This is a genomic window from Stappia albiluteola (assembly GCF_014050225.1).
Taxonomy (GTDB): domain Bacteria; phylum Pseudomonadota; class Alphaproteobacteria; order Rhizobiales; family Stappiaceae; genus Hongsoonwoonella; species Hongsoonwoonella albiluteola.
In genome coordinates this window covers 254,504-276,691 of sequence record NZ_JACFXV010000064.1, presented here as the reverse complement: position 1 = coordinate 276,691, position 22,188 = coordinate 254,504, and the positions used below count along the sequence as shown (strand labels likewise).

The following is a 22,188-nucleotide window of genomic DNA, read 5'->3' as shown; positions in this document are numbered from 1 at the left end:
CCCGCGCCACGCTCCATCGTCACCCCGGCCCGCATGAGCGCCGGCCGCGCCGCCAGTGCCGGGGCCAGATATCTTCCGCCCGTGGGCCACGGCTTGAATTGGGAAGGAAGCAGGCTCACGCCCGCGCTGATTGCTGGATCCGGGTCATCGTTCGGCTAAGCCTCACTCGCCCGGGATGACGGCCAAGGGCTGGGGCCGGCGCTTGCCGCAGAAACAAGCGTCATCTCGGCGCGGGATCAAGTCGCGCCCCCTTGCACGACGGCCCGCCGCGCACTAATCAAACGGGCAGTGGCGGGACGAACGTCCCTGCGATGCCGGAAGCGGAAATGCTCATGCTGGATGCCGTCGAAACCTCCCGCGACCAGGCCGGCCCCGCGCCGCGCCGTCAGTCGGTCGCCGTCTCCGTCGGCGGGGTCGTCATCGGCGGCGGCCATCCGGTCGTCGTGCAGTCGATGACCAACACCGATACCGCCGATATCGATGCCACGGTGGCGCAGGTTTCGGCGCTGGCCCGGTCAGGCTCGGAAATCGTGCGCATCACCGTCGACCGCGACGAGGCCGCCGCCGCAGTGCCGCGCATCCGCGACCGGCTGGAGCGGATCGGCGTCAACGTGCCGCTCATCGGCGACTTCCACTATATCGGCCACAAGCTACTGGCCGATCATCCGGCCTGTGCCGAGGCACTCGCCAAATACCGCATCAATCCGGGCAATGTCGGCTTCAAGGGCAAGCGCGACACGCAATTCTCGCAGATCATCGATATCGCGCTGAAGCACGACAAGCCGGTCCGCATCGGCGTCAATTGGGGGTCGCTCGACCAGGAGCTTCTGACCCGCCTGATGGACGACAATGCGGCGAGCGACGCGCCGCTGTCGGCTGCCGCCGTCATGCGCGAGGCGATCATCCAGTCCGGACTTCTTTCGGCCGAGCGCGCCGAAGAACTCGGCATGGGCCGCGACAAGATCATCCTGTCTGCCAAGGTCAGCCAGGTGCAGGACCTGATCGCCGTCTACGCCGACCTCGCCAGGCGCTGCGACTATGCGCTCCATCTCGGCCTCACCGAGGCCGGTATGGGGTCGAAGGGCATCGTCGCCTCGGCCGCTTCCATGGGCATCCTGCTGCAGCAGGGCATCGGCGACACGATCCGCGTGTCGCTGACGCCGGAGCCGGGCGGCGACCGCACCCGCGAGGTGCAGGTGGCGCAGGAACTGCTCCAGACCATGGGCTTTCGCGCCTTCATTCCCATCGTCGCCGCGTGCCCCGGCTGCGGGCGCACCACCTCGACCGTGTTTCAGGAGCTTGCCCGCGACATCCAGGAGAGTATCCGCGTCTCCATGCCGCAATGGCGCGAGAAGTATCCCGGCGTCGAGGCGCTCAACGTCGCGGTGATGGGCTGCATCGTCAACGGTCCGGGCGAAAGCAAGCACGCCGATATCGGCATCTCGCTTCCCGGAACAGGTGAAGTGCCGGCGGCTCCCGTGTTCATCGATGGAAAGAAGGTCGCGACGCTGAGGGGCGAAGGCATCGCCGACGCCTTCAAGGAGATGGTCGCCGACTATATCGAGACCCGCTTCGGGCCCGGCGCCTCCGCGCGCCGCTCCGCTTCCTGACGCCCGGAACCTGCATGCTGCCGCCACGCGAAACCGCACCCGCCGCAAGATTTCAGCCCCGCCCTCCCGTCATCGTGGTCACTTCGCAAGTGGTCAACGGCGCGATCGGGGGCAGAGGCGCCGTCTTCGCGCTGGAGCGTCTGGGCTTTCCCGTCTGGTTCGTGCCGACCATCCTGCTGCCCTGGCATCCGGGTCAAGGCCCGGGCACCCGCATCGTGCCGCCGGCGGAGGATTTCGCAAGGCTCATCGGCGACATTGCGGGCGGGACCGGATTGGGTTCCTGCGCGGCGATTCTCACCGGCTATCTGGGCGAGGCCGGCCAGGCGGCGGAGGTTGCGAAGCTGGTCGATGCGCTGAAGGCCGCCAATCCGAAGGCCTGGCACATCTGCGATCCCGTGATCGGCGACGGCGCCGGCCTCTACGTTCCCGAAGCGACTGCCAACGCTCAGCGGGAGCACCTGATTTCGCGCGCCGATATCGCGACACCCAACCGCTTCGAGCTTGCCTGGCTGACCGGATTGCCCGTCGAGACGGAGGCGGAGGCGATCGTTGCCGCCCGCACGCTCGGGCCGGAGCGTGTGATCGTTACCTCGTCGCCGGCCCTTCGGCGCAATTCGGTCTGCAATCTCCTGGTCGGACCGGGCGGCTCGCTTGCCGCCGAACACGGGCTCGTCATCAACGCGCCCCACGGCACGGGCGATCTTTTCTCCGCTCTCTTCACCGCAAGGCTGCTTGAAGGTCATGGCGAGGAAGGTGCGCTGAAACGCGCCGCGGCCTCCACATTCGAGCTCGTCGCCCGCAGCGTGAAGCAGGGGTCCAGCGAGCTGCTGCTTTCGTCCGAACAGAGCTCGCTCGTCGGACCGATGGCGCTCGTTTCCTCGCGCCGCATCCTCGACCGGCCGAAACCGGCCTGACGGCGAGGGAAGCGGATGCTGGTTGCGGGCGTGGATGGCGCAAGGGCTGGCTGGATCGCCGTTCTCCGCGATCTTGCCTCGGACGCGTCGCCCGACGTGCTGCTGGTGCCGCGCTTTGCCGACCTGCTCGAACGTCCCGAAAGCCCGACACTGATTGCCGTCGACATGCCGATCGGCCTGCCCGAACGCGCGGGATCAGGCGGACGCGGGCCCGAGCGGTTGGTGCGCCCGCTGCTGGGCGAGCGGCAATCTTCGGTCTTTTCGATCCCCTCTCGCGCCGCCGTCTATTGCGACGACTATCGCGAGGCCTGCCGCGTGGCGCTGGAAACCTCCGACCCTCCGCGCAAGGTTTCAAAGCAGGCCTTCAATATCTTCCCCAAGATCCGGGAGATCGATGCGCTGATGTCGGCGCAGATGGAAGCCGTCATCTACGAGGTCCATCCGGAAGTCGCCTTCTGGCGGTTGAATGGCGAAAGGCCGATGTCGCTGCCGAAGAAGGTCAGGAGCCGAGCGAACGGGCCCGGCCTCGACGAGCGGCGCGACTTGCTTGAACGCCACGGCTTCGAGCGCGCCTTTCTGGATCAACCGCCACCGCGCGGCGCCGGCCGCGACGATTTCATCGATGCCTGCGTCAACGCGCTGATCGCGGAGCGCATCATGCGGGGATTGGCGCGGCCCTTCCCGGAGCCTCCCGAGAGGGACGCACGCGGCTTCAGGATGGCGATCTGGGCGTAAGTCCCGTCAAGGCTTCGCGTCAGGCTTGGACTGCGGCGCTGGTGCCGCGGCAAGCGCGGGATCGGGAGCGCTTCTTTCCTCGTCATCGCCGCCGATCAGCCCGAAAGTCGGGATGAAGCGGGTGAAGAAGCCGCCTTCGTCCGAAGGCTTCTTGGCTTCGGGCGCGAAGGCAGTTGCCGTCGGCACGCCCAGGCGCTCGGCCTCCGGCTTTCCGCCGCGCTGATCGCTGTTGGTGGCAATTGCGGCGATGGCTTCGCTTGCCGATGCCGGAGCGGTAACCTTCGCCGGCTCGCCGGCCGGGTTTGCGGCTGGCGCGGCAGCAACCGTGACGGGAGCCGTCGCGGCATCACCCTCGGTCTTCTGCGCCGTTTCCTCGTCGGAGCCGAAGATCGCGGCGAACTGCTTCTTGCGTTCTTCAGAGCGCTCGATGCTGGCGACGATCTGGTTGAACTTTTCCTCGTCCTTGCGTTCCTTCGCCGCGACCGCCTGCTCCACTGCGTCCGGCACGTCGAGATCCGGGCACTTGCCGACGGCATTCAGCGGCACGCCCTCCACGACCTGCGTCGCGTCGAAGACATAGCGTTTCTCGCAGACGCCGATTTGCGGCGGAACCTTGGTCACCTCGAAATGATCGGTGCCGCGCTTCAGCATCTTCCAGAATTCGAAATGCTCGCTGTCGCGGTGCTTGACCATGTTTTCCGGCGTCATGCGGAAGGGCAGGGCCTGGACCTGGAACGAGCGCTGGCCGCCCCGGAAGGAGTCGCGGGCGAGGGCGTAAATATCCTGGATCTGCTCGTCCGTCATCGCGTAGCAGCCGCGCGACGAGCAGGCGCCGTGCACCATCAGGTGGGAGCCGGTGCGGCCATAAGCCCGGTCAAACTTGTTCGGGTAGCCCATGTTGAAGGCGAGATGATAGCTGGAATTCGGGTTCATCAGGGCCGGCGTGATCTCGTAGAAGCCTTCCGGCGCCTGGCGGTCGCCTTCCTTGATCTTCGGTCCCAGCTCGCCGGACCACTTGCAGATCTCGAAGCTCTTCAGCAGCGCGTAGCGCCCGCTCTTGGTCTGCTTCCAGACCTCCAGCTCCGAATCCTCCTTGTAGATGCGGATCATGATCGGCGACTCGGCCTTCATGCCGAGCTCCTGCATCTTCTCCTTGATGGAGGCGCTGACGGGGCGCAGGTGCTTGGGACCAGACGACACGAATTCGTCCGCCTGACAGGCGGCGAGCGTGAAGCCGAGCGCCACGGCCATGCCGAGTTTCAGCCAGCGCGTCTTAAGGGACTGATGAACCGCCATCTCAAGAACCTTCGCTTGTTGCGGTTTTCCCGCATGCAACCTTGATAGCCCGTGCCCCCGGATCGGCCAACTCCGAGGCTACTCAATCATGGTTGAGGAGTGGTTACTCCGCTTGTGCCGATGCAATCGGCGACCCATGCGGGGTGAATCCGGCGATTTGGCGGCAACCGGCGGAAATCGGGCGAAGCCATGTCGATTTGCGGCGCACTGATGCGCCGCATCAACAAAAACGGGACCTTAGAGCGTCCGGCCGATCTTCAGGAACTTGTCGCGGCGATGGCGACGGATGTCCTGCGCGGACCAGCCGTCGAAGCGGGCCAGCGCCTTCTCGATCACCGACCCGGCACGGTTGATCACCGTTTCCCTTGCCCGGTGCGCACCGCCCAGCGGCTCCTCGACGATCTCGTCGACGATGCCGAGCTTGATGAGATCCTGCGCGGTGATCTTCATGTTGGTGGCCGCGTCCTGCGCCCGGGCGCTGTCGCGCCACAGGATCGAGGCGCCGGCTTCCGGCGAGATGACGCTGTAGATCGCATGCTCCAGCATGGCGACGTGGTTGCAGGTGGCGATCGCGATCGCCCCGCCCGAGCCACCTTCGCCGATCACCAGCGCAACGTTCGGCGATTCAAGCGCCAGGCAGGCATCGGTGGAGCGAGCGATCGCCTCGGCCTGACCGCGCTCCTCCGCACCGATACCCGGATAGGCACCGGCGGTGTCGACGAAGGAAATCACCGGAATCTCGAAACGGCCGGCCATCTCCATGATGCGCACGGCCTTGCGATAGCCCTCCGGCCGGGCCATGCCGAAATTGTGCTTCAGCCGCGACTGGGTGTCATTGCCCTTTTCCTGTCCGAGGACCGCGACCGAACGGCCGCGGAAACGGCCGAAACCGGCGATCACCGCCGCATCCTCGGAATATTTGCGGTCGCCGGCCAGCGGCGTGAAGTCCTCGATCAGGCCGTTGACGTAGTCGGCGGCATGCGGACGGTCGGGATGGCGGGCGACCAGCGTCTTCTGCCAGGGCGTGAGCTTGGCGTAGATGTCCTTCAGCGCCTGGTCGGCCTTCACCTGCAGCCGGGCGATCTCCTCGTCGACATCGACCGCCTCGCCGCTGTCGGCCAGCGCTCTCAATTCGTGGACCTTGCCGGCGAGTTCGGCGACCGGTTTTTCGAATTCAAGGAAGCTGTGCATGGCCTGATTGTCTCGTTCTTGCGCCGGCTCGGCTTTTGCCAACCGGTGTTCGCGCCGGATCTGCGTCCCTCGCCGCGACCGCATCGCGCGGGGGAGCGAAAACGGCCGGAGACTGGCGACAGCAGCCGCCTGTGTCAAGCCGCCCGTTCCGTCTGCGAATTATCGATGGTCAGCGCCAGGCCTGGTCGCTCACCGCACCCGAAAGTTTCAGCGCCTGCGGCTCCACCACCAGCGTGCCGGAGCGCGTCGCCATCTGGATGCGGTAAGGCACGAAGAGACGGCCGGCGGCAAGCGGCGCGAGCCAGGCCTCCATGCTGTCCTTGTTCTTCATGTAGCTGGCATTCGCCCGCGAGGGGCGATGGCCGGCCACCGGCACCCAGCGCGCCTGGCAGACGATCACCGGGCCATCATAGCCGTGGCCCGAAACCTCGCGCGTTTCCTTGTAGGAAAGTTCGATATCGAAGCGCGTCCAGCCGTCGAAGACCGGGATCTTGCGATTGCAGGCCGCGTTTTCGGGACTGCTCTTGCTCCGACCAACCGGCAGCAGGATCGCGCTCAGGGGATCGACGATCTGGCGGGTATGCGCGTCCGTGATCTTGATGCGCTCCGGGTTCGGCTTGAACTTGGGGCTGACTTCCATCGCCTTGACGTTTCCGGAGCCGAGCGAAAGATCGACGTAGAAGTCGCGGTTGGACGCTCTCGAAGCCATGGTGTAGCGCGACGGGCGAACCTTCGAGCCGCTCAGCCAGCCGGAGGCTTCCGCCCCGCCCTTGCCGGTCGAAAACAGCGTGCCGATGCCGGCCGGTTCCATGCCGGCCTTGGCCGAATAGGCATTGCCCTGCACGACCAGAGACAGCGAACCGCGCGCCACCGTGAAACCAGCGACCGATATGTCGTAGACGCCGCCAAGGCGCTGCGTTTCCGCCGCCACCGAGGCTGGCGCAAGGGAAAGTGCGAAAACCGCCGCCGTCGCGAAACCCGCGGCGCGGCTGAGAATACCGTTCTTGAACGACGACGAAAGCCTGGGCACCCTGTTACCCTCCTGACGTCGCGCATGGCCCGGCGATCATGCCGTACCGATCCGCGACCGACGCGAATACTCCGCCTTTGCTGCCCTGCCCTCTACGGGGCTTGGACGGCGGCGATACGGGAGCGGCGCACCCCCCGCAACTTCGATCCGCCGCCCGCAGTTTGTGCCCAGCCCGGTAACCGTATGGTTAATGTAATCCAAACGGCACCACCGAGGCCATGACACTCCACGATTTCCCGCGCGCCCCTTTCAAGATCGCTTGACCTTGGAAGGCGCGCCCCTTATACGATGCCGACTTTCCAATCAGCGCCGGCGCGAGAACGCCGGGTCTGAAGCGGATTTCGCCGACGGAAAAACCGCTTGGCGAAGACTGCCGCAGTCAGCACCCGCGCCGCACCGGAACCAACCGCAGAATGCCGGTTTCGTCAGAATAGCTGAAAGACGGGCATTCAGGAACACGACAGTAACAAGAAGGTGATACCATGGCCCGCCGTTGCGAACTGACCGGCAAGGACGTGATGTCCGGCAATAACGTCAGCCATGCCAACAACAGGACGCGTCGGCGTTTCCTGCCGAACCTGTGCAACGTGTCGCTGATCTCCGACACGCTCGGCCAGACCTACAAGCTGCGCATTTCCGCGCACGCGCTGCGCTCGGTTGAGCATCGCGGCGGTCTCGACGCTTTCCTCATGAAGGCGTCCGACAGCGAGCTTTCGCCGCGCGCCCGTCTGCTGAAGACCGAGATCCGGCGCCGCCAGGCCGAGGCCGCCTGATTTAACCGATCAGTACGCACGGGATGCAAGAGGCGCCTCACAGCGCCTCTTTTCGCATGCCTGCGCGGCCGCGGATCGCGCCCTATTGTTTGCAAAATAACCAGTCGGAATTCGACCATGACCCCGTCCGCACGCTTCTCTCCCCTTGCCGCCCTGACCGCCATGGCGGCGATGGTGGTGGTTGTCGTTTCCGCCAATATCCTGGTCCAGTATCCGGTCAACGGCATGCTCGGCCCGATCAACCTGGCCGATATCCTGACCTGGGGCGCCTTCACCTATCCGGCCGCCTTCCTCGTCAACGACCTGACCAACCGCCGCTTCGGCCCGGCTGCCGCGCGCAAGGTGGTGCTGGTCGGTTTCGTGCTTGCCGTCGCGCTTTCCTTCCTGCTGGCCGAGCCGCGCATCGCGCTCGCCTCGGGCAGCGCCTTCCTGCTCGCCCAGCTTCTCGACGTGACGATCTTCGACCGCCTGCGCGCCTCCGCCTGGTGGAAGGCTCCGGTCGTCTCCTCCATCATCGGCTCGGTGCTGGACACGGTGCTGTTCTTCGGCCTTGCCTTTGCCACGGTCTTCACGCCGGTGCTTGGCGCCGACAATCCGTTCGCCACCGAAAGCGCGCCCTTGTTCGGCGTCTTCGCGCTTGAAGCCCCGCGCTGGATTTCCTGGGCACTGGGTGATTTCGTGGTGAAGCTGCTCGTCGCCGGCGCGCTGCTTGCGCCCTACCGGGTGCTGCTGGCCGTATTCGGCATGTCGCCGCGCCCGTCCGTCGCCTGAGATGTCCGTCGCCTGAGGGGCAACCCTTATTCGGCGAGCCTGAAACGCAGGAGCAGCGTCCGCTGCAGGATCGACCGGTTGTCGTCGGAAATGACCGTCAGGATGACGTCACCCGCCGGCAACCGATGGACGGCCAGTCCTTCCATATTGTCGATCTGATGAGTGAAACCGGCCTCGATCAGCACATCCCCGTCGACGACCGCACCTGGCATCAGGCTTGCAGCCGCAATCCGGCGGATGCGCATGCCGATGCCGTGGCGCAGGTTGAAGCGTCGCTCCAGCAGCAGCAGGTCGCCATCCGGCAAAAAGGCGGCGTCGGTCGCATCGAAGTCGCCGCTGCGCCGGACGGTGAACTGTCCGGGCCTTGCTCCCCCGACCAGAAAGCCCGGCATGTCGTCGTCATAGCTCTGGCCGCGCTCGGCAATCGCTACCAGCGCGCCCTTGAGCGGGCCAGACGACGGGCTTGCCGCCAATGCTTCCAGCCCCTTGTTGTACCTGAGCTTCGAGATTCCTTGAGGCAGGGCGATCGGCCGCGCGCGCTCGTTCAAGTCGAAGGGGGCAGGGAAGGCCAGGATCGAATGCCGCCCTTCGACGGAGACGAAGACCTCGCCCTTTTCATTACGGGTCACGGCTTCCGTGTCGGCCAGGCCACCCGAAAGCAGCGGCTTGCCGTCCGGCCCGACCATCGGCGCGATCGAGGCATTGCGGATGGCAAGCGGCCTAGCCGCGGCGTCCTGCTCCAGCTCGGCGCGAAACCACAGGCCGTTGTCGGTGACCGCAAGCAGCGATCCGCCGTCCGGGCTGACCACCAGTCCGGACAAGCCGCCGACATGGCGGTTGCCCGCCAGCAATTCGATACCGCCCAGATAGTCGAGCTTGCCGAAGCGAACCTGCTCGGCCCGCCCGATCCCGAAATTCAGGATCGGCTCGGCTGCCACCGTGACGTTCTCGTTGACGATTCTGGGCGCGGCCGCCGCCCCGCCGCCCACAATCGCCAAAAGGCAGAGGGAGGCGAGGAGCGCTTTTCTCATCGCCGTCCGGCGTGCATCCGGCCACGGCGCGCGTGGCTTGCCTGCATCGCTTCCTCGTCGAAAAGGTCGGCAAGCTGGTTTGTCATCGCGCCCGCCAGTTCTTCCGCATCGACGATGGTCACCGCGCGGCGGTAATAGCGGGTGACGTCATGGCCGATGCCGATGGCGATCAGTTCCACCGGCGAGCGGGTCTCGATTTCCTCGATCACCCAGCGCAGGTGCCGTTCCAGATAATTGCCGGGATTGACGGAAAGCGTGCAATCGTCGACCGGCGCGCCGTCGGAGATCATCATCAGGATCTTGCGTTGTTCGGGGCGCGCCAGCAGGCGATGATGCGCCCAGTCCAGCGCCTCGCCGTCGATATTCTCCTTCAGCAACCCTTCGCGCATCATCAGGCCGAGATTGCGCCGCGCCCGCCGCCAGGGCGCGTCCGCCGCCTTGTAGACGATATGCCGGAGGTCGTTCAGGCGCCCGGGTTGCGCCGGCTTGCCGGCCGCAAGCCAGGCTTCGCGCGCCTGCCCGCCCTTCCAGGCACGGGTCGTGAAGCCAAGGATCTCGACCTTCACGCCACAGCGCTCCAGCGTGCGGGCAAGGATATCTGCGCAAGTGGCGGCAACTGTGATCGGCCGGCCGCGCATCGAGCCGGAATTATCGAGCAGCAGCGTCACCACCGTGTCGCGGAAATTGATGTCGCTTTCCTGCTTGAAGGCGAGCGGCTGCATCGGGTCGGTGACGACGCGCGTCAGCCTCGCCGTGTCGAGCAGGCCTTCCTCGAGATCGAAATTCCACGAACGGTTCTGCTGCGCAAGCAGCTTGCGCTGCAGGCGGTTGGCAAGCCGCGCCACGGCGCCCTGCAGGTTGGCGAGCTGCTTGTCGAGATAGCCGCGCAGCCGATCGAGCTCGGCCTGGTCGCACAGATCCTCGGCCGTCACCACTTCGTCGAAGGAGCGGGTATAGACCTTGTAGTCGGGCCCAGGCGGCTGGTTGGAGAACGGCAGGTCGCGACGCGGGCTTTCGCCCGGTTCCTCGGCCTCCATGTCAGCCGTATCGTCCATATCCTGGAAGTCGCCGTCGAGCGCTTCCGTCTCGCCGGCTTCCTGCTCCTCGCCGGAGCTTTCCATCTCCTGCGGCGCGCCCTCTTCCTCGCCACCTTCCTCTTCGCCCTCGGCCGACGTCTCGGCGCGCTCGTTGCGGCCTTCTTCGTCGTCGCCCTCTTCCTGGTCCTCGTCCATGTCGCCGCCGAACTCGTCTTCCATGTCGAGCGCGGTCAGGACGTGCTTGAGTTCCTTGGCGAAGGCCGACTGGTCCTCGAGCCGGGAGGCGAGGCGGTCGAGATCGGCACCCGCCTTGTCCTCGATCCACTCGCGCCACAGATCCACGACGCGGGAAACGGCGATCGGCGGCCGGCGGCCGGTCAGCCGTTCGCGCACGATCATCGCCAGCGCGTCCTGCAACGGCGCATCGGAACGGTCCGTCACCTCGGCGAAGCCCGCCTTGGCGTAGCGTTCCTGCAGCATGGCGTCGAGATTGGAAGCGACGCCCGGCATGCGGTTGGCGCCCACGGCATCGCAGCGCGCCTGTTCCACCGCCTCGAAGATCTCGCGGCCCATCTGGCCATGCGGCATGAACTTGCGGTGGATCGCCTCGTCATGGCAGGCGAGCTTCAGCGCCATGGAATCGCCGAGGCCGCGGGTCACCGCGATCTCGGCGGCCGACAGCCGGCGCGGCGGTTCGGGCAGGCGTGCGGTATTGCCGATCAGCGACGGCCGGTCGGAGGAGAACAGCACCTCCAGTTCCGGCTCGCCGGCGATCGCCCGCATGGCGCCGGCGACGGCCTGCTTCAGCGGCTCCGTCGTCGGCTGCTTGGGCTTCTCCGAGGGTGGCTGGCGCATGGCGCTTCCGTCAGCTCATCACCACGTTGGTAGCCGATTCCGGCAGGTCCTCGCCGAAGCAGCGCTGATAGAACTCGGCCACGAGGGTGCGTTCCAACTCGTCGCACTTGTTGAGGAAGGTGACGCGGAAGGCGAAGCCCATGTCGCCGAAGATCTCGGCGTTCTCGGCCCAGGTGATCACCGTGCGCGGGCTCATCACCGTCGACAGGTCTCCGTTGATGAAGGCGTTGCGGGTCATGTCGGCCAGCCGCACCATCTTGGAGACGATCGCCCGCCCTTCGGTGCCCTGGTAGTGCTTGGCCTTGGCCAGCACGATCTCCACCTCGTTGTCATGCGGCAGATAGTTCAGCGTGGTGACGATCGACCAGCGGTCCATCTGGCCCTGGTTGATCTGCTGGGTGCCGTGATAGAGGCCGGACGTGTCGCCGAGACCGACGGTGTTGGCCGTTGCGAACAGGCGGAAGGCGGGGTGCGGACGGATGACGCGGTTCTGGTCGAGCAACGTCAGGCGGCCGGACACTTCCAGTACGCGCTGGATCACAAACATCACGTCCGGGCGGCCGGCATCGTATTCGTCGAAGACCAGCGCCACGTTGTTCTGCAGCGCCCAGGGCAGGATGCCGTCCCGGAATTCGGTGATCTGCTGGCCGTCGCGGATGACGATCGCGTCCTTGCCAACAAGGTCGATACGGGAGATGTGGCTGTCGAGGTTGACGCGCACGCAGGGCCAGTTGAGGCGGGCGGCCACCTGCTCGATATGGGTCGATTTGCCGGTGCCGTGGTAGCCGGTTACCATGACGCGGCGATTGCGGGCAAAACCGGCGAGGATGGCGAGCGTTGTCGCCCGGTCGAACAGGTAGTCGGGATCGAGGTCGGGCACATGCTCGCTCGCCGTCGAAAAGGCCGGAACGACCAGGTCCGACTGGATTCCGAACACGTCCTTCACCTTGATCTTCGTATCGGGCAGGCCTTCAACCATCGTCGTCTTCTCAGTCATCGTACCTCCGCTGCCCCGGCCCGTTCGCTGCGGGAGGGCGCTTTATCAGACAAGGCGCAAGCGCACGAAGACGCACGCATGCGCGAAACCGCGATCGGCGGTTCTAGATCACGATGAGATTGGATGGAATCGATCCAATCTCATGAAACGTGATCGATACTAATAATTTAGAGCGGGATTTTAGGCGAAAACCGCTCACACTTTTCGCCATCCCGCTCTAACAAAAGCCGGCCTTCTTCAAGAGGGTGTAGGCCTGAATGATCTGGCGAAGCCGCTCTTCCGACGACCGGTCGCCGCCATTGGCGTCCGGGTGGTGCCGCTTCACCAGTTCCTTATAGCGCGACTTGATCGCAGGGCCACGCGTGTTTTCGGCAAGGCCGAGGGTTTCGAAGGCGCGTGCCTCCAGCGCCTTCAGCTTGGGCTGGCGCGGTTCAGCGGACTGCCGGCGCCAGGTTCCATAGGCATGGGCACGACTGAAGCCGCCATTTGCGGAAGCGTTCTGCGCGTTGACGCCTTCCGCCTTGGCGTTGACGCCCATCTTCCAGGTCGGGCGATGGCCGGTCAGGGAATCCTTCTGCCAGGCACGCACGCGATCATCGTCCATGCCGATGAAATAATTGTACGACTTGTTGTATTCGCGCACATGGTCGAGGCAGAAGTGAAAATACTCGCCCTCGCGGTCGCGGCCCTTCGGCGCGCGATGCGTACCCGGCTTGTCGCAGTCGCCGAACTCGCACTGCGGATGCAGATCGGCATTCAGCCGATCCTGATCCGGCTTCACGCGGATGCGGTCGAATATTTTCGAGTCGAGCTTCATGTGCCGATTATGGAGACCCTGAAAGGTAGGAACAAGGCGGGCGATGCCAGCACGTCCATCCGGTCGGATTGATAAGCCTTCGCATCCTGCTTCGGCAAGCCCGCCTGCCCTCCGCGGACCGGCGCCTCTTGACGGAATGAGACGGAAGTGGACAAAAAGCGACATGACAATGCGCCAAATAATCACTGAAAAGCTGACCCGGACCTTCTCACCCGAGACACTTGAGGTCATCGACGAGTCCGAACGCCATCGCGGCCATGGCGGCTGGCGCGAGGGTGGGGAAACTCACTTTCGCGTGCGCATCGTCGCCGAGGCCTTCGCTGGCAAGAGCCGCCTCGACCGGCACCGGGCGATCAACGCCTGCCTCGATGACGAGTTGAAGGGCGGCGTCCATGCGCTGGCGGTCGAGGCCCGTGCACCGGGAGAAGCCGATCCGCGCCAGGCGAGCGTTTCGCCTCCGAAAGATTAGGCCGCCTCAGATCGTCGCGGCCTTGGGCATCGGCGGGGTCGCCTGGCGAATGCTGAACACCTTGCCGGTTTCCGAAAGCGGCATGATGCGCAGCCGCGTAATGCGGTTCTTTTCGCGCCGCAAGACGGTGAAGCGGAAGCCGTAGAAGGTAAACACCTGGCGTTCTTCGGGAATCATCCGCGCTTCGTGGATGACGAGTCCCGCGATCGTGGTCGCTTCCTCATCCGGCAGGCTCCAGTCCGTCGCCCGGTTCAGGTCGCGGATCGTCACCGATCCGTCGACGATGACCGAACCGTCCGGCTGCGGCCTGAGGCCTGGAACCTCGACGTCATGCTCGTCGGCGATCTCGCCGACGATCTCTTCCAGAATGTCTTCCAGCGTCACCAGTCCCATCACCTCGCCATATTCGTCGATGACGAGGGCGAAATGGGCCTTGCGCTTCAGGAAGGCGTTGAGCTGATCCTGCAGGCTGGTCGTATCCGGGACGAACCAGGGCGGCGTCATGATCTCCTCGATCTCCAGCGCATCGGCCTTGCCGTCGGCCTTGGCAAGCGCCCGCAACAGGTCCTTGGCGTGCAGCACGCCGATGAAATTGTCGCTCTGGCCCCGCCACAGCGGCAGGCGCGTGAAGGGGCTCTTCAGCGCCTCCTCGACGATCTTTTCGGCCGTATCGTCGGCATTGAGCGCCATCATCTTGGTGCGATGGACCATCACGTCGGAAACTTCGAGCTCCTTCAGGTCGAGCAGCCCGCCGATACGGTCGCGCTCGTCCTTGAAGAGGCCGCCTTCCATATGCTGCAGATCGACGGTCCCCCGCAGTTCCTCATGCGCCGAAAGGACCGCCTGCCCGTCGGTCACGTCAACACCGAACAGGCGCAGGATGAAGCGCACGATCGCCTCGACCGCGACCACCACCGGCCCGAAGACGCCGACGACGATACGGACGATCGGCGAGACGGCCAAAGCGAAACGGTCGGGCCGCGAGATCGCCCAGGTCTTCGGCAGCACTTCGGAAAAGATCAGGACAAGCATGGTCATGACGAGCGTCGCATAGACCACGCCGGCGTCGCCGAAGACGTTCAACAGCACGTTGGTAGCGAGCGCCGAGGCCAGGATGTTGACGAGGTTGTTGCCGAGCAGTAGGGCGCCGATCAGCCTTTCGCGCGCGGCGATCAGCGTCGAGACGACCCGCGCGCGACGGTTGCCGGACTTCTCCAGCTGGAGCATGCGCGCGCGCGACGCCGCCGTCAGCGCCGTCTCAGAGCCCGAGAAGAAGGCGGACAGCACCAGTAGCACGAAAATCGCCGCAACCGAGATCCAGAGTTGGGTGTCGCTCATGGCAATCCTTGTCTATCGATCAGCCCGCTAGTGGTCCTTTTGAATTTGACATTTGAGCGAGAGCCTCGCTGCAACCGGGACTCAAATGTCAAATTTGCTCCACTAGCTCCTCAGTCAGGAAGCTCAGCACTTCCTGAGGGTCGACGCCCTTTTCCACGAAGGAGCGACCAATCCCGCGCGTCAGGATGAAGGTCAACGCGCCGCGTGTCACCTTCTTGTCCTGCGCAATGATGTCGAGCAGCGTCGCCGCTGGCGGCAACTGGCCGGGAATGTCCTTCATATGGGTAGGCAGGCCCACAGTTTTTAGATGCGCCTCGACGCGGGCTACATCTTCTTGCGGACAAAGGCCGAGCCTTGCCGAAAAGGCATGGGCAAGCCGCATGCCGATCGCCACGCCCTCGCCATGCACGAGCCTGGCGCCGTCGTAATCGACGGCTGATTCAAGCGCGTGACCGAAGGTATGGCCTAGGTTGAGCAGGGCACGATTGCCGGCCTCGAATTCGTCGTCGGCGACTACGCGGGCCTTGGCGCGGCAGGAAGCGGCAACCGCCTCGTCGCGGGCGGCCCCACCGGCGAAGATTTCCCGGTGGTTGGCCTCCAGCCAGGCGAAGAAGTCAGCGTCGTCGATGAGGCCGTATTTGGCCACCTCCGCATAACCGGCGCGGAATTCGCGCGGGCTCAGCGTATCGAGCGCGGCGGTATCAGCGATCACCAGGCCCGGCTGGTAGAAGGCGCCGATCAGGTTCTTGCCATGGCGCGAATTGATACCGGTCTTGCCGCCGACCGAACTGTCGACCTGCGCAAGCAAGCTGGTCGGCATCTGGATGAAGCGCATGCCGCGCCTCACGCTTGCCGCCACGAACCCGGCCAGATCGCCGACGACTCCGCCGCCCAGCGCGACGATCGCATCACCACGCTCAAGGCGGGCCTCCAGCACCTGATCGCAAAGCTGCTCGAATGTCGAGAACCGCTTCGAGGGCTCGCCCGGCTTCACCGCGAAGGTGACGTGGCCGATCCCTGCGGCGTCAAGCGATGCCTTGAGCGCCGGTAACTGGGCCTTGGCGACATTGTCGTCGGTGATCACGGCGACACGCCCGCCGGAGAGCAGACGCGCGATCTCGTCGCCGGCCGAGGCGATCAGGCCGCGGCCGACCAGGATGTCGTAGCTGCGCTCGCCGAGTTCGACCCGCACGGTCTGCGCGCCTTCGCGCGCGGTGGAGGCTTCGGCCGGGGCCGTCATTTGCTCAGATCCACTTCTTCCTTGAGGCTTTCCAGACCGAGATGGGTCTCCAGCGCCTCGATGATTTCCAGCACAACCAGTTCATGCGGCACGTCGCGCGACTGGACGGTGATGTCCGCCATCGCATAGACGGGGTAGCGTTCGGCGATCAGGCGCCGCATCACCTCTTCCGGATTGCTCTGCTGCAGCAACGGACGGTTGGAGCGCTTGCGCACCCGCGCCATCACCACGTCGAACTCTGCCTTCAGCCAGATGGCAATGCCGCCGGCGCGGATTTCCTCGCGCGTATCGGCATTCATATAGGCACCGCCCCCGGTCGCCAGCACTTGCGGGCCCTCCTTCAGCAGGCGGGCGATGACACGTTGCTCGCCGGCGCGGAAATAGGGCTCGCCGTGGATCGCGAAAATCTCCGGGATCGTCATGTTGGCGGCGGTCTCGATCTCGGTATCCGCATCGACGAAGGACAGGGCCAAGGTCGCGGCAAGCCTGCGACCGACGCTCGACTTCCCGCAGCCCATGATGCCGACAAGCACGATCGATTGCCCGCCGATCGCGGTCCTGAGGCGGCGTATCCGCTCGCTCGACGCATCAGGAAGGGCAATTGCCGCCGTCAAGGCCTGGTCTCCGCTTCGTCTCCACCCATGGCGTTTGATAGCTTCGCGCCGAACCTGTCAAGCCGCCGCCCCGGAAGACCGCCATTTTCCTGTATCCCAGCCTTGCAAGGCGCGGCCGGATCGCCCACAAGAAGAGCCGAGCCATACCCGCCCGAGAGCCTTACCCGGACGATGCCGACACTGTTCCGCCTGATCACGACGCTCACCATTGTGGCCGGCCTTGGCTACGCGGCCGTCTACGCGCTCGGCACCTTCTACGAACCGACTCCGCGCGACATCACGATCCGGGTGCAAAAGGAAGGCTTCGGGCGCTAAACTCGGGCCTCCAAGAATCACACCCTCGGAGACCAGGCGCGTGGCGCGTGACGCGGTGCATTTCGATAGCTTTCTGGAAATGCTCGCGGCGGAGCGGGGCGCTGCCCTCAACACGCTGGAAAGCTACCAGCGCGATCTCGACGATTTCAGCGAGTTCCTTGCCGTCGATGCCCTTAGGGCCAGTGGCGAGGATATTGCCGCCTATATGCAGGACCTGGCCCGGCGCGGCTTCGCGCCAAGCTCTCAGGCCCGGCGCCTGTCGGCGCTGCGCCAGTTCTACAAGTTCCTCTATTCCGAAGGCCTGCGCGCCGACGATCCGACCAGAACGGTGAAGCGGCCAAAAAAGCGCGCGAAGCTGCCGGGCGTACTCAGTGTGGAAGAGGTGGACCGCCTCCTTGAGGCAGCCCGGTTCAATGCCGGGCTGGATCATGAAACCGCGGCGCAACGGCTTCGGGCCAACCGTCTCCACACATTGCTGGAAGTGCTTTACGCGACCGGGCTGCGCGTGTCGGAGCTGGTGAGCCTGCCGGTTGCCGCCGCACTCAGGGCCGAGCGGCTGATCACGGTGCGCGGCAAGGGCAACAAGGAGCGCGCCGTGCCGCTGTCCGCCCGCGCAGGAGAGGCGATGCGGAACTATGTGGCGCTTCGCAGGGCGGAAGGCGCATATGCGGCAAGCCCGTGGCTCTTTCCCTCGCATGGCGAGAGCGGCCACTTCACCCGGCAAGCCTTCGCGAGAGATCTGAAGGAACTGGCCGTAGGCGTGGGGCTCGACCCGCGCGGTGTCAGCCCGCATGTCCTGCGCCACGCCTTCGCGTCGCATCTCTTGCAGAACGGGGCCGACCTGCGCGTCGTACAGCAGCTTCTGGGTCATGCCGACATTTCGACCACCCAGATCTACACCCATGTGCTCGACGAACGCCTGCGTGCGCTCGTCGAAGGCCACCATCCGCTGGCGGAGGGGTGAGGACGCGGGTTGATGAGCGCCGTGGGGAGGCGCACGGACTCTCCACCCGTCTTCGCCGGGCCTGACCCGGCGATCCATTCCTGACGCGCGACAACTGGCAAGACTGCATGGATGCGCGGGTCGGGCCCGCGCATGACGAATCGACGACCTCGACAAAGGGGCAGCCCCTATTTCACGACCAGCGCCCAGTAGTCGAAATCGAGGATCACCTCCGGCAGATAACGGCCCTCGCCGTCGATCAACGGGAAATCACTGCAAGGCCGGTTCTTCGTCGCGATCGTGCGCAGCCGCAGCGCACCGACATCGTAGCGGCCCTCGATTTCCGCCGCCTCCAGCACCTGGCTCCAGGCAAAAACCGTATCTCCGGCAAAGAGCGGTGCGACGTGGCGTCCGCCATTGATGGCGGCAACATGAAAGGCGTTGCCGAGCCCGTTGAAGGAGAGAGCGCGGGCGAGCGAAATCACATGGCCGCCATAGATGAGGCGACGGCCGAAGCGGCCCTGCCCTTCGGTGAACTGGTTGAAATGCACCTTGGCGGTATTCTGGTAGAGGCGGGTGGCGAGCTGGTGTTCGGCCTCTTCCACGGTCATGCCATCCACATGGTCGATGCATTCGCCGATCGCATAGTCGGCGAAGCGATGGCGCGATCCTGAAAGGTCCGCATCCCAGGAACCGTTGTCGATCAGCGGACAGGCGTCGCCCAGCGCATCCGGATCGATGGCATCGGGCAGGACGGGAACGACGGGATCCGGCGCGGGCGAAGCCTCGTTTCGCTTGTTGACCATCACCCAGCGCACATAGTCGAGCACTTCCGTGCCGTCGGACTTGTAGCCGGTGGACCGCACATAGACGACGCCCGTCTTGCGGTTGGAGTTTTCCTTCAGCCCGATCACTTCGGAAACGGCGGAGAGCGTGTCGCCCGGATAGACCGGGGCGAGGAAGCGGCCGCCGGCATAACCGAGATTGGCAACGGCATTCAGCGAGATATCCGGCACCGTCTTGCCGAAGACGACATGGAAGACGAGGAGATCGTCGACGGGCGCGCGCGGATAGTCGATCGATTGGGCGAAGGCGTCCGACGACTGAACGGCGAAGCGCGACCCGTAAAGCGCGCTGTACAGGGCGGTATCTCCAACGGTCACGGTGCGCGGCGTCGCATGGCGGATCACCTGCCCGACGGCGAAATCCTCGAAGAAATTGCCGGGATTGGTCTTGGTCATGAGGTTATCCTTCGTTCCATCCGACATCACGGGTCCGCTGCGGGCGATGAAAGCCGGGATGACGGCTTACCGCAAGTATCCCTATGGGGGTGTGCAAGGCATATCCCCGCGCTAGCTACCCGAACGGCAGTTGAAGATGGCCCTGGTGGTTGACAGCGCCTGCTGCGGCGACGATGAAAAGGGCCGGTCAAACCATTTGTATGAGAAAAGGGGACGGGCATGGCTGGCAGCGAAAAGCCGGAAGGACGCCATCTGATCGGCGGAAAATGGGTCGCAAGCGCCGAAACCTTTAACTCGCAACCGGTTTCTGGATCGGCGGGGACATTTCATCTTGCCGGCAAGGCGGAGGTTGATGCCGCGGCCAAGGCAGCCGAAGACGCATTCTGGAGTTATGGCTACAGCAGCGCCGAGGCCCGCGCCGAATTCCTGAACCGCATTGCCGACGAGATCGAGGCGCGCGGCGCTGCGATTACCGAGATCGGCTGCCGGGAGACCGGCCTGCCCGCCGCCCGCCTCGACGGCGAACGCGGCCGCACCACCGGGCAGCTGCGCCTTTTCGCCAGCCATATCCTGGAAGGCGGCTATCTGGACCGTCGCCATACGCCGGCACTGCCCGACCGCCAACCCTTGCCGCGCCCCGACATCAAGCTGGTGCAGCGGCCGATCGGTCCGGTCGGCGTCTTCGGCGCCTCGAATTTTCCGCTCGCCTTCTCCACCGCCGGCGGCGACACAGCCTCGGCCCTTGCCGCCGGCTGCCCGGTCGTCGTGAAGGGGCATCCGGCCCATCCCGGCACGGCCGAGATCGTCGCGGAGGCGATTGCCGCCGCGATCGAAGCGACCGGCCAGCATCCGGGCGTCTTCTCGCTCCTGCAGAGCAATACCCGTGAGGCCGGCGAGGCGCTCGTCACCCACCCGCTGATCCGCGCCGTCGGGTTCACCGGCTCGCTCGGCGGAGGCCGTGCGCTCTTCGACCTCGCCCAGCAGCGCCCCGAGCCGATCCCCTTCTTCGGCGAACTGGGTTCGGTCAACCCCGTCTTCCTGCTTCCGTCGGCGCTCGGCGCGCGCGGTGGCGACATCGCCAGGGGCTGGGCCGCATCGCTGACCATGGGCGTCGGACAGTTCTGCACCAATCCGGGCGTCGCCATCGCCATAATCGGCTCCGATGCCGACCGTTTCGAGGAAGCGGCACAGACAGCCCTTTCCGGCGTCGAGGCGCAGGCCATGCTGACGGACGGCATTGCCGCCGCTTACCGGAAGGGCCGCGAGCATCTGGTGTCGCAGCCGGGCGTGCGCTCGCTGCTGCAATCCTCCTGCGCCGATCGCCGCAATGCGCCGGACCTGCTTACGACAACCGGCGAAGCCTGGCTTGCCGACCGCTCGCTTGGCGAGGAGGTCTTCGGCCCTCTTGGCCTGTTCGTGCGGGTGAGCGACGAAAAGGAGATGATCGACGTGGCGCGGAGCCTCGATGGCCAGCTCACCTGCACCCTGCAGATGGACGCGGCCGACGAGCCGATCGCGCGGCAGCTGATGCCGATCCTGGAGCGCAAGGCAGGCCGGCTTCTCGCCAACGGCTTCTCCACCGGCGTGGAAGTCTGCGACGCGATGATGCATGGCGGACCCTATCCGGCCAGCACCAGCGTCTCCTCCACCTCCGTCGGAACGCTGGCGATCCGCCGCTTCCTGCGCCCGGTGAGCTACCAGAACATGCCCGACGCGCTGCTGCCGCGCGAACTGCAGGGATAGCGTCCGGAGCATCGGAGAAGCGCCATGAAGATCATCGGGGTCGAAACGCTTCGCCTTGGCGAGTTTCCCAACCTCGTCTGGGTGCTTCTCCACACAGATGCCGGCCATGTCGGTCTTGGCGAGACCTTCTTCGGCGCGTCGGCGGTCGAGGCCTATATCCACGACTGGTGCGCGCCGAAGCTCCTTGGCCGCGACGCGCTGGCGATCCAGGCGCGCCAGAACGAGATGACCGACTATCTAGGCTGGCGCGGCGCCGGCGTCGAAACCCGCGCCTATTCGGCAATCGACATCGCTCTGTGGGACATCTTCGGCAAGGCGCACGGCCGAGGCATCGCCGACATGCTGGGCGGCCGTTCGCGCGACAGGGTGCGCACCTACAATACCTGCGCGGGCTACAAATATGTCCGCGACGCAAATGCCCAGACCGTCGCCAACTGGCATGCAGGCGAGACCGACGGACCTTACGAGGATCTGGAGGCCTTCCTGACCGATGCAGGCGGGCTTGCCCGCTCGCTGCTCGACCAGGGCATCACGGCAATGAAGATCTGGCCCTTCGACATCGCGGCCGAGCGCAGTGGCGGCTATGACATCTCGCCCGAAGAACTCAAGACAGCGCTGAAACCGTTCGAGCAGATCCGCGAGGCGGTGGGCGAGCGCATGGACATCATGGTCGAGTTCCACTCGCTCTGGTCCCTGCCCATGGCGAGGAAGCTCGCCCGCGCGCTGAGGCCCTTCGACACCTATTGGCACGAAGACCCGTTCCGCCTCGACAATGTCCGCGACCTCGGGCTTTACGCCGCGGACTGCGACGCGCTGGTCTGCGCCTCGGAAACGCTCGCCTACACGCACGCGTTCCGCGAATACCTGGAAACCGGCGCGGCAGGCGTGGTGATGCTCGACCTGTCCTGGTGCGGCGGCATCACCGAGGCACGCAAGATCGCCGGCATGGCGGAGGCCTATCAGGTACCGATCGCGCCGCATGATTGCACGGGGCCGGTCGTTTATGCCGCCTCCTGCCACCTGTCCCTGCATGCGGCCAACGCCTTGATCCAGGAATCCGTGCGCGCCTTTTATACCGGCTGGTACAAGGAAGTGGCGGACGGACTGCCGGCCGTCGAACAGGGCTTCGTGACCGTGCCCGACAAGCCCGGCCACGGCGTCACGTTCCTTCCAGAGGTCTTCGAGCGCGCCGATATCAGTCGGATACTGTCTGGCAAGGCGTCCTGAT

21 protein-coding genes are annotated in these 22,188 nt (G+C 65.3%); 10 read left to right on the top strand and 11 right to left on the bottom strand.

All coding sequences use genetic code 11. From position 1 onward, the window contains the following. The first annotated feature begins 332 nt into the window (after window positions 1–332). Genes ispG through H2509_RS17810 form a run of 3 tightly spaced genes read left to right on the top strand, consistent with a single transcriptional unit; the run spans window position 333 to window position 3,259 of the window. Entirely contained in the window at window positions 333–1,610 is a 1,278-nt protein-coding gene (ispG, locus tag H2509_RS17820) for a flavodoxin-dependent (E)-4-hydroxy-3-methylbut-2-enyl-diphosphate synthase (protein ID WP_182167798.1), read from the top strand. A 14-nt stretch (window positions 1,611–1,624) separates the two neighbouring features. Beyond that, window positions 1,625–2,524 (top strand): pyridoxal kinase, encoded by a 900-nt coding sequence (gene pdxY, locus H2509_RS17815; RefSeq protein WP_182167797.1) that lies wholly within the window; start codon window positions 1,625–1,627, stop codon window positions 2,522–2,524. A 15-nt stretch (window positions 2,525–2,539) separates the two neighbouring features. Continuing rightward, window positions 2,540–3,259, top strand: coding sequence for a DUF429 domain-containing protein (locus H2509_RS17810; protein WP_182167796.1), 720 nt, complete (start codon window positions 2,540–2,542; stop codon window positions 3,257–3,259). A gap of 6 nt (window positions 3,260–3,265) precedes the next feature. Here H2509_RS17810 and H2509_RS17805 read toward each other — a convergent pair whose 3' ends face one another. The 3 genes from H2509_RS17805 to H2509_RS17795 all read right to left on the bottom strand — a co-directional run bounded on the left by H2509_RS17805 (window position 3,266) and on the right by H2509_RS17795 (window position 6,776). After that, window positions 3,266–4,555 (bottom strand): L,D-transpeptidase family protein, encoded by a 1,290-nt coding sequence (locus H2509_RS17805; RefSeq protein ID WP_182167795.1) that lies wholly within the window; start codon window positions 4,553–4,555, stop codon window positions 3,266–3,268. A gap of 237 nt (window positions 4,556–4,792) precedes the next feature. Then, window positions 4,793–5,746 carry an acetyl-CoA carboxylase carboxyltransferase subunit alpha gene (locus tag H2509_RS17800; protein WP_182167794.1) on the bottom strand — a complete coding sequence of 318 codons (954 nt, stop codon included), beginning with the start codon at window positions 5,744–5,746 and terminating at the stop codon, window positions 4,793–4,795. 169 nt (window positions 5,747–5,915) lie between these two features. Next, window positions 5,916–6,776 carry a DUF3108 domain-containing protein gene (locus H2509_RS17795; RefSeq protein ID WP_209002031.1) on the bottom strand — a complete coding sequence of 287 codons (861 nt, stop codon included), beginning with the start codon at window positions 6,774–6,776 and terminating at the stop codon, window positions 5,916–5,918. A gap of 482 nt (window positions 6,777–7,258) precedes the next feature. Between H2509_RS17795 and rpmB the strand changes: the two genes are divergently transcribed. Together rpmB and H2509_RS17785 are read left to right on the top strand one after the other, a co-directional pair. Beyond that, complete coding sequence (gene rpmB / locus H2509_RS17790; protein WP_182167793.1) at window positions 7,259–7,549, top strand: 50S ribosomal protein L28; 291 nt, start codon at window positions 7,259–7,261, stop codon at window positions 7,547–7,549. A 117-nt stretch (window positions 7,550–7,666) separates the two neighbouring features. After that, window positions 7,667–8,320: a VUT family protein gene (locus H2509_RS17785; RefSeq protein WP_182167792.1), complete on the top strand. Its 654-nt coding sequence runs from the start codon at window positions 7,667–7,669 to the stop codon at window positions 8,318–8,320. A gap of 26 nt (window positions 8,321–8,346) precedes the next feature. Here the strand turns inward: H2509_RS17785 and H2509_RS17780 are convergent, their stop codons facing one another. The 4 genes from H2509_RS17780 to H2509_RS17765 form a co-directional block, all read right to left on the bottom strand. Continuing rightward, window positions 8,347–9,351: an esterase-like activity of phytase family protein gene (locus H2509_RS17780; protein WP_182167791.1), complete on the bottom strand. Its 1,005-nt coding sequence runs from the start codon at window positions 9,349–9,351 to the stop codon at window positions 8,347–8,349. Further along, window positions 9,348–11,243 (bottom strand): cobaltochelatase subunit CobT, encoded by a 1,896-nt coding sequence (gene cobT, locus H2509_RS17775; RefSeq protein WP_182167790.1) that lies wholly within the window; start codon window positions 11,241–11,243, stop codon window positions 9,348–9,350. Before cobT ends, H2509_RS17780 begins: the two co-directional genes overlap by 4 nt. A 10-nt stretch (window positions 11,244–11,253) precedes the next feature. After that, window positions 11,254–12,240 carry a cobaltochelatase subunit CobS gene (gene cobS, locus H2509_RS17770; protein WP_182167789.1) on the bottom strand — a complete coding sequence of 329 codons (987 nt, stop codon included), beginning with the start codon at window positions 12,238–12,240 and terminating at the stop codon, window positions 11,254–11,256. A gap of 217 nt (window positions 12,241–12,457) precedes the next feature. Then, window positions 12,458–13,057, bottom strand: coding sequence for a J domain-containing protein (locus tag H2509_RS17765; protein WP_182167788.1), 600 nt, complete (start codon window positions 13,055–13,057; stop codon window positions 12,458–12,460). Between the two features lie 169 nt (window positions 13,058–13,226). Between H2509_RS17765 and H2509_RS17760 the strand changes: the two genes are divergently transcribed. Next, window positions 13,227–13,526, top strand: coding sequence for a BolA family protein (locus tag H2509_RS17760; protein WP_456243050.1), 300 nt, complete (start codon window positions 13,227–13,229; stop codon window positions 13,524–13,526). A 6-nt stretch (window positions 13,527–13,532) separates the two neighbouring features. Here H2509_RS17760 and H2509_RS17755 read toward each other — a convergent pair whose 3' ends face one another. From H2509_RS17755 to H2509_RS17745, 3 genes are all read right to left on the bottom strand, one after another. Next, the gene (locus H2509_RS17755) at window positions 13,533–14,864 is read right to left on the bottom strand and encodes an HlyC/CorC family transporter (RefSeq protein WP_182167786.1); all 1,332 of its coding nucleotides are present in this window, start codon (window positions 14,862–14,864) and stop codon (window positions 13,533–13,535) included. Between the two features lie 88 nt (window positions 14,865–14,952). After that, window positions 14,953–16,104, bottom strand: a complete 1,152-nt coding sequence (gene aroB, locus H2509_RS17750; RefSeq protein ID WP_182167785.1) for a 3-dehydroquinate synthase — start codon at window positions 16,102–16,104, stop codon at window positions 14,953–14,955. Further along, a complete protein-coding gene (locus tag H2509_RS17745) occupies window positions 16,101–16,718 on the bottom strand; it encodes a shikimate kinase (RefSeq protein ID WP_182167784.1) in 618 nt (205 codons plus the stop codon). The genes aroB and H2509_RS17745 overlap by 4 nt, the downstream gene beginning before the upstream one ends. Window positions 16,719–16,889: 171 nt before the next feature. On the opposite strand from H2509_RS17745, the gene H2509_RS17740 reads away from it, so the two are divergent. Together H2509_RS17740 and H2509_RS17735 are read left to right on the top strand one after the other, a co-directional pair. Then, complete coding sequence (locus tag H2509_RS17740; RefSeq protein ID WP_182167782.1) at window positions 16,890–17,033, top strand: hypothetical protein; 144 nt, start codon at window positions 16,890–16,892, stop codon at window positions 17,031–17,033. A gap of 79 nt (window positions 17,034–17,112) precedes the next feature. Next, the gene (locus H2509_RS17735) at window positions 17,113–17,997 is read left to right on the top strand and encodes a site-specific tyrosine recombinase XerD (protein WP_182167817.1); all 885 of its coding nucleotides are present in this window, start codon (window positions 17,113–17,115) and stop codon (window positions 17,995–17,997) included. A 167-nt stretch (window positions 17,998–18,164) separates the two neighbouring features. On the opposite strand, the gene H2509_RS17730 is transcribed toward H2509_RS17735, so the two are convergent. Continuing rightward, window positions 18,165–19,217: a MaoC family dehydratase gene (locus H2509_RS17730; protein WP_182167780.1), complete on the bottom strand. Its 1,053-nt coding sequence runs from the start codon at window positions 19,215–19,217 to the stop codon at window positions 18,165–18,167. A 219-nt stretch (window positions 19,218–19,436) separates the two neighbouring features. Between H2509_RS17730 and H2509_RS17725 the strand changes: the two genes are divergently transcribed. Continuing rightward, on the top strand, window positions 19,437–20,960 hold the full coding sequence (locus H2509_RS17725) for an aldehyde dehydrogenase (NADP(+)) (protein WP_182167778.1): 1,524 nt from the start codon (window positions 19,437–19,439) through the stop codon (window positions 20,958–20,960). A gap of 24 nt (window positions 20,961–20,984) precedes the next feature. Continuing rightward, entirely contained in the window at window positions 20,985–22,187 is a 1,203-nt protein-coding gene (locus H2509_RS17720) for a mandelate racemase/muconate lactonizing enzyme family protein (RefSeq protein ID WP_182167776.1), read from the top strand. The last annotated feature ends 1 nt before the right edge of the window (window position 22,188 follow it).